The 260-nt window shown below is 29.2% G+C and carries 1 protein-coding gene; it reads right to left on the bottom strand.

The genetic code is table 11. From position 1 onward, the window contains the following. Nucleotides 1–33: 33 nt before the first annotated feature. Nucleotides 34–260: hypothetical protein (locus tag F0U44_RS23405; RefSeq protein ID WP_223163833.1), on the bottom strand; the 227-nt coding region annotated here is incomplete at its 5' end.

The raw sequence follows: 260 nt of genomic DNA, 5'->3' as shown, positions 1-260 counted from the left end.
TGAAATATTTGGTTTTTTTGCTTCGTTCTCAATCTAAAATTGTCGTTTACTCCTGATTCTGAATGATTTTTTCGCAATTCCATCCATATTTCTCATTTCTGAGAGTTTTTTCACAAGTAATAGGATTATTTGCTTCATTTTCAAGCAAAACTGTAATTTTCTCTTGATTCTGAATGATTTTTTCGCGATTCCAACCATATTTTTTATTTTGACAGTTTTAACACAAATATGTGGTTTTTCTTCTTCGGATTCAATCGAAA

The sequence above is a fragment of the Nocardioides humilatus genome, assembly GCF_008373755.1.
Lineage (GTDB): Bacteria > Actinomycetota > Actinomycetes > Propionibacteriales > Nocardioidaceae > Nocardioides > Nocardioides humilatus.
The sequence above is the reverse complement of the archived record's forward strand: the minus strand, read 5'-3'. Positions and strand labels throughout refer to the sequence as shown.